The organism is Chitinophaga sp., assembly GCF_035564935.1.
GTDB lineage: Bacteria > Bacteroidota > Bacteroidia > Chitinophagales > Chitinophagaceae > Chitinophaga.
Genome location: NZ_DATMTE010000168.1, coordinates 1 through 4789, shown reverse-complemented (window position 1 = coordinate 4789; position 4789 = coordinate 1). Strand labels below are relative to the sequence as shown.

Annotated in this window: 7 protein-coding genes; 2 read left to right on the top strand and 5 right to left on the bottom strand. The window is 46.6% G+C overall.

The window, feature by feature from the left end; genetic code table 11:
- Positions 1-568: helix-turn-helix domain-containing protein (locus tag VN105_RS04525; RefSeq protein ID WP_325638358.1), on the top strand; the 568-nt coding region annotated here is incomplete at its 5' end.
- Positions 569-636: 68 nt separating this feature from the next.
- Positions 637-1422, top strand: a complete 786-nt coding sequence (locus VN105_RS04520) for a glucose 1-dehydrogenase (protein ID WP_325638356.1) — start codon at positions 637-639, stop codon at positions 1420-1422.
- Positions 1423-1475: 53 nt separating this feature from the next.
- Here the strand turns inward: VN105_RS04520 and VN105_RS04515 are convergent, their stop codons facing one another.
- From VN105_RS04515 to VN105_RS04495, 5 genes are all read right to left on the bottom strand, one after another.
- Complete coding sequence (locus tag VN105_RS04515; protein ID WP_325638354.1) at positions 1476-2261, bottom strand: AraC family transcriptional regulator; 786 nt, start codon at positions 2259-2261, stop codon at positions 1476-1478.
- A 76-nt stretch (positions 2262-2337) separates the two neighbouring features.
- Complete coding sequence (locus VN105_RS04510; protein WP_325638352.1) at positions 2338-3213, bottom strand: oxidoreductase; 876 nt, start codon at positions 3211-3213, stop codon at positions 2338-2340.
- Between the two features lie 86 nt (positions 3214-3299).
- Positions 3300-3887, bottom strand: a complete 588-nt coding sequence (locus VN105_RS04505) for a hypothetical protein (protein WP_325638350.1) — start codon at positions 3885-3887, stop codon at positions 3300-3302.
- Positions 3888-3896: 9 nt separating this feature from the next.
- Positions 3897-4010, bottom strand: a complete 114-nt coding sequence (locus VN105_RS04500; RefSeq protein ID WP_325638348.1) for a DUF6515 family protein — start codon at positions 4008-4010, stop codon at positions 3897-3899.
- Between the two features lie 374 nt (positions 4011-4384).
- Positions 4385-4789: Crp/Fnr family transcriptional regulator (locus VN105_RS04495; RefSeq protein ID WP_325638346.1), on the bottom strand; the 405-nt coding region annotated here is incomplete at its 5' end.

Below are 4789 nucleotides of genomic sequence, written 5' to 3'. Positions count from 1 at the left end.
GCAATCGCCGTTATTTAAAACCGGTGGCAATCATATTTTCTTTCCTGATAAAGAAAAACTGCAATTCCTGCAACAGATATTTGAAAACATGTTGCGGGAAATGAGCTCCGGCTATGTAAATAAACAAGAGCTGCAGAAAAGCTATGTGCAGATCATTATGCATGAAGCCCTCAAAATGCAGCCGCCGGATACTTATTACCAGGCCGGCAATGCTTCGCAGCGGATCAGTGAATTATTTACGGAGCTGCTGGAACGGCAGTTCCCGCTTGATCCGCCACACCAGGTGATCCGGCTGAAAAACGCCAACGAATTTGCCGCGCATTTATCTGTACATACCAACCATCTGAACCGGGCGCTAAAGGAAACCACCGGGAAAACCACTACCGACTGGATCTCTGAGAAAATAACCGCGGAGGCAAAAGCGCTGTTGCTGCACAGTAATTGCGATATTGCGGCAATTGGTTATTGCCTGGGCTTTGAACATGCCTCCAACTTCAACATCTTCTTTAAAAAACAAACCGGCCAAACACCTAACCAATTCCGGAAGGCGGTTGTTTCCATTTCATAATTACCTGTTTGATCCGCATAATTCCAGCGATACCGCCCCGGCTATCTTTGTGTCATAAATAAAAACATATGGCACGGGAAACATTAAAAAACAAAGTAGCCCTGATCACAGGAGGCACTACCGGTATCGGTTTGGCAACGGCGGAATTATTTCTGCGCAACGGCGCCAAAGTGGTGATTGCCGGACGGCGGGAAACAGAGGGGCAAAAAGCATTACAGCATTTACAGCAAATCAGTTCTGATGTACACTTTATAGCCGCCGATGTATCGGAAGGCAATGCAGTAAAGAGCCTGGTAGCCGCTACTGCAGAGCGCTTCGGGCAACTGGACATTGCCTTCAACAATGCCGGTATCGAGGGGCATTTTGCATTGATAGAAGAAACACCGGAAGAGGAATTTGATAAAGTGATCGGCATCAATCTCAAAGGAGTGTGGTTATCCTGTAAATATGAGATTGAGCAGTTTAAGCAGCAGGGCACCGGCGGCGCTATTGTAAACACTTCCTCCTGGCTGGCCCGCGGCGCGATGGCGGGCTCCGGTGCGTACTCCGCCAGCAAAGCAGGCACCGATGGTTTAACCCGGGCGCTGGCCGTTGAAACCGCAGCGGCAGGGATCAGGGTGAACAACATTCAGCCGGGATATATTCATACCCCTATGTTCGATCGTTTTTTCCCGGCGGAAAATGCCGGCGCCTTACAGGAACCATTTAAAAAACATGCGCCTGTTGGCCGTTTTGCAAAACCGGAAGAAGTGGCGGAACTGGTGCTGTGGCTAAGTAGTCCCGCGGCATCGTTTGTGACGGGGGAAAGCATTTTGGTGGATGGTGGATTGGCCATTGGAGGCCAACGGTTATAAAAACGATGTTTAGCAGGGATGTATCAATACATCTCTGCTAAACATTATTTAATTTATACCAGCATGGAAGGCGCTATACCAAAAGCTTTTTTAAATGCAAAGGAAAAATGCGACAGGTCCTCGAAGCCTACTTCCAGGTATACATCGGATGTTTTTCTTCCTTTTTCCTTGATAAGATAATAGGCTTCCTGTAACCGCTTCTGCTGCAACCAGCGGCTGGGAGAAGTATGAAAGATCTTTTCGAAGTCGCGTTTAAAAGTAGCCAGGCTTCTGCCGGTTAAATAGGCAAAGCGCTTCATCTCCACATTGAAGTGATAGTTTTGCTGCATGAATGCTTCCAGGTCAATTTTCCCGGGAGCGGTAAAATCGAACAACACGTCTTTCAAAGCGGGATTTACTTTCAGCAGGAGAAGGATGGCTTCCTTTCTTTTCACCGCGATCAGGTTTTCATTGCCCGGCCCGTTCAGCTTTTCGTAGGGCTGCAGCGAGGTGATATAACTCTGCAGGAGCGGATCTGGCTTCAATGCTATTACCGTTTCCGTATCCACCGGTTTATTTACCGTGTAACCAAATTCCATAGCGAAGTTCCGCAGCGTGGTTTCATCGAGATAAACCGCGATGGTTTTAAAGTCCCCGTTCTCCGGCGGCTGTTTAAAAAATTTCAGCAGCTTGTTGCGCCGGCAAAGGCGAAATTCGCCTTCGTTAAAGACCTGTGTTTGTTGCCCGTCGTAAAAAGTGACCGTACCTGAGATCTGGTAACTAAAAACATGTTCTTCTACAAACTGTTCCCCTTCCCTGCTCCTGGCAGCATAACAGGAATAAACGATATCCTTTGACATATGCTCTGGCATGATTGTTTTTGGTTCTGATGGTTTCCGTCATGGAAAAATGCCGCATTGGCATTCTTCCGTTCAATTAGTCCTTCGCCGCGAACTTTTCCCCAGCGCCTGCGAAGAAATCGCCTGCCTCCTCATGATCGGTGGACCTGCTAACGGGCAGCCATTTTTCAAATTCTTCCTGTCGCGCTGCATCCGCCTGCTGCAGGATCTTTACCGCTTCGCTTCCCAGTACCAGGTGTACTGGAGGCGCCGGATGATTTGCCAAATCTACCATAACTTTTGCTGCTTTTTCAGGATCTCCTACCGGAACAAAGCCGTTTTGAAGAAATTCCACTCTCCAGCCAACTGTAGATTCGTAACCTTCAATTGCCGGTGCGTAGCTCATAGATGCCCCGGCCCAATCGGTACGAAAACCGCCCGGCTCTACCGAAGTTACAAAGATACCCAGGGGTGCCACTTCTTTTGCCAGTACTTCTGTAAACCCGCTCAAACCGAATTTAGCGGCCTGGTACATAGAAAGGCCGGGGTTGCCTACACGGCCACCTACAGAACTGATCTGGAGGATACGGCCGGAGCGTTGTTTGCGCATATGCGGCAGTACCGCCCTGGTAATCGCGATGGGCGCATAGAGGTTTGTTTCCAGCTGGCTGCGCACCTCGTCTTCTGTGAAGGCCTCCGCTGCACCGGTGATGCCGAAGCCGGCGTTATTTACCAATACGTCGATTCTGCCGAAATGCGCAATAGCAGTGTCCACAGCCTGCCCGATCTGTTGGGTGTTTGTAACATCGAGTTGTATGGGAAGGATCTGGCCGGGGTATTGTGCAGCAAGACCGTTTAACTGTTCAGGGTTGCGGGCGGTAGCAGCAACCTTATCGCCGCTTGCCAATACTGCCTGAGTAAGACTAAGGCCGAGGCCCCTGGAGCTTCCTGTGATAAACCAAACTTTTGTCATGATTATTGTTTTTTGTTGAGACAAAGGTCGGCCGGATATGGTTGGTGTATTTTGTTGCGCAGCTCAAAGTTAGTTTGTCAGGCGGCTCAGGGTTTTATTTTTTCCAGGGCGGCAGCGCTGCCTTTGCCGAGTTGCCGCAATATGGCAATGGCTTCCGACACGCTGATGGAGAGATAACGGACATCCTGTTTTTCCCGCGCACAGACTGTACCAGAGGAAGGGATTGGCGCCGAGGGGAAGAAGATGGAGCAATAGTGTTCCGTTTCATCTATCACAAAACAAATTACTTCATTACCATCGATCTGTACAGTTGCAGGTTTCCAGGTAGAAGAATGACTATTGGTAAGTTTATCGATAGAAAGGGCCTGCAGGTAGGAATACCCGGGGATATGTACCAGGATATCTTCTTCCAGTAATTTCTTAAAACGCTGTGCAATGCCGGTATGCATAAAAATCCCTGCCAGGAAACAAAGGAGCAGCAGGACCAGGATGGCAAGCAATGTTTCCTTTGCAATACCCGGTATCTGGAAGGGCAGCCTGTGTGCAATGGGTGTAACAATGCGTTTAACCAGGCTGCCTGCTTTTACTATCACTGCCACCAGCACAAACAATGGGATCAATAATAACGCCCCGCCTACAATTGTGAGCTTTATATAATTAAAGAGGTTTTTCATTATGCTGTTTTATTGTGTGCTATCTTCTACCTGTACCACTTCGTACTTGTTTTTGCCATCGTGGCTTACCGGCTGATAATAGGTTTCTCCTACCTTAACGTAGGTTTGATCGCCTATTTTCACCTCCTTACTAACATACGAAGCTGCCGATTTGTTAATGGGAAAAATAGGTTATCAGGCTTCCTTACTTTCCCCACCCTGAGCGAATGGGGAAAGGGGAAGCGCACCACCTTCAAAATTGGGTTGTTTAATGGATGAATGAAAAATTGTTACGCCATGCGAATGCCTCTTTCAATATGTAATATTGAATCAATGCCATGCTTTTGTTGAATTGGAAATAATTGTAGCGACTACGGGATTTTCGCTTTTGCTCCAGCCTTGAAACTGTTATTGTTATTTGGTGTTCCGGGATCAAAGTTAGGGAAACAGGTTATTCATTTAAGTGATAAAAATCAATAAATAAAATTGATATTTGTCACTTAAACGTATCGACAAATTTAGTATAAGGCTCTTATTCTTGAGAAGGTTTCCCGGGTAACTCCCAGGTAAGAAGCAATGTATTTTAAGGGCACTCTATCAATCAGGGCCGGATTGTTTTGCATGAGAAATTCCACTCTTTCTACAGCCGTTTGTTTCCTGATAGCCAGCAAACGTTTTTCACTTTTGCAATAATAGTATTCTGTAAGTTTTCTTCCGATGATATTGAACTCCAGAGAAGTGGCATAAAGATCTATGAGATCATCATAACTGATGTATACCAGTTCGCAGTCTTCCATTGTCACAATAGTTTCGTAGCTTTTAATTCTCCTGAAAAAAGATAAAACTGATATAAAGAAATCATTTTCCATCATAAACCAGCTGGTAATTTCTTCAGTACCTTTCTCATAATATGCTCTTAATAA

Excerpts from the sequence above, each read along its gene's own strand:
- VN105_RS04520 (WP_325638356.1), top strand. The coding sequence starts at position 637 with ATGGCACGGGAAACATTAAAAAACAAAGTAGCCCTGATCACAGGAGGC.
- VN105_RS04515 (WP_325638354.1), bottom strand. The coding sequence starts at position 2,261 with ATGTCAAAGGATATCGTTTATTCCTGTTATGCTGCCAGGAGCAGGGAA.
- VN105_RS04510 (WP_325638352.1), bottom strand. The coding sequence starts at position 3,213 with ATGACAAAAGTTTGGTTTATCACAGGAAGCTCCAGGGGCCTCGGCCTT.
- VN105_RS04505 (WP_325638350.1), bottom strand. The coding sequence starts at position 3,887 with ATGAAAAACCTCTTTAATTATATAAAGCTCACAATTGTAGGCGGGGCG.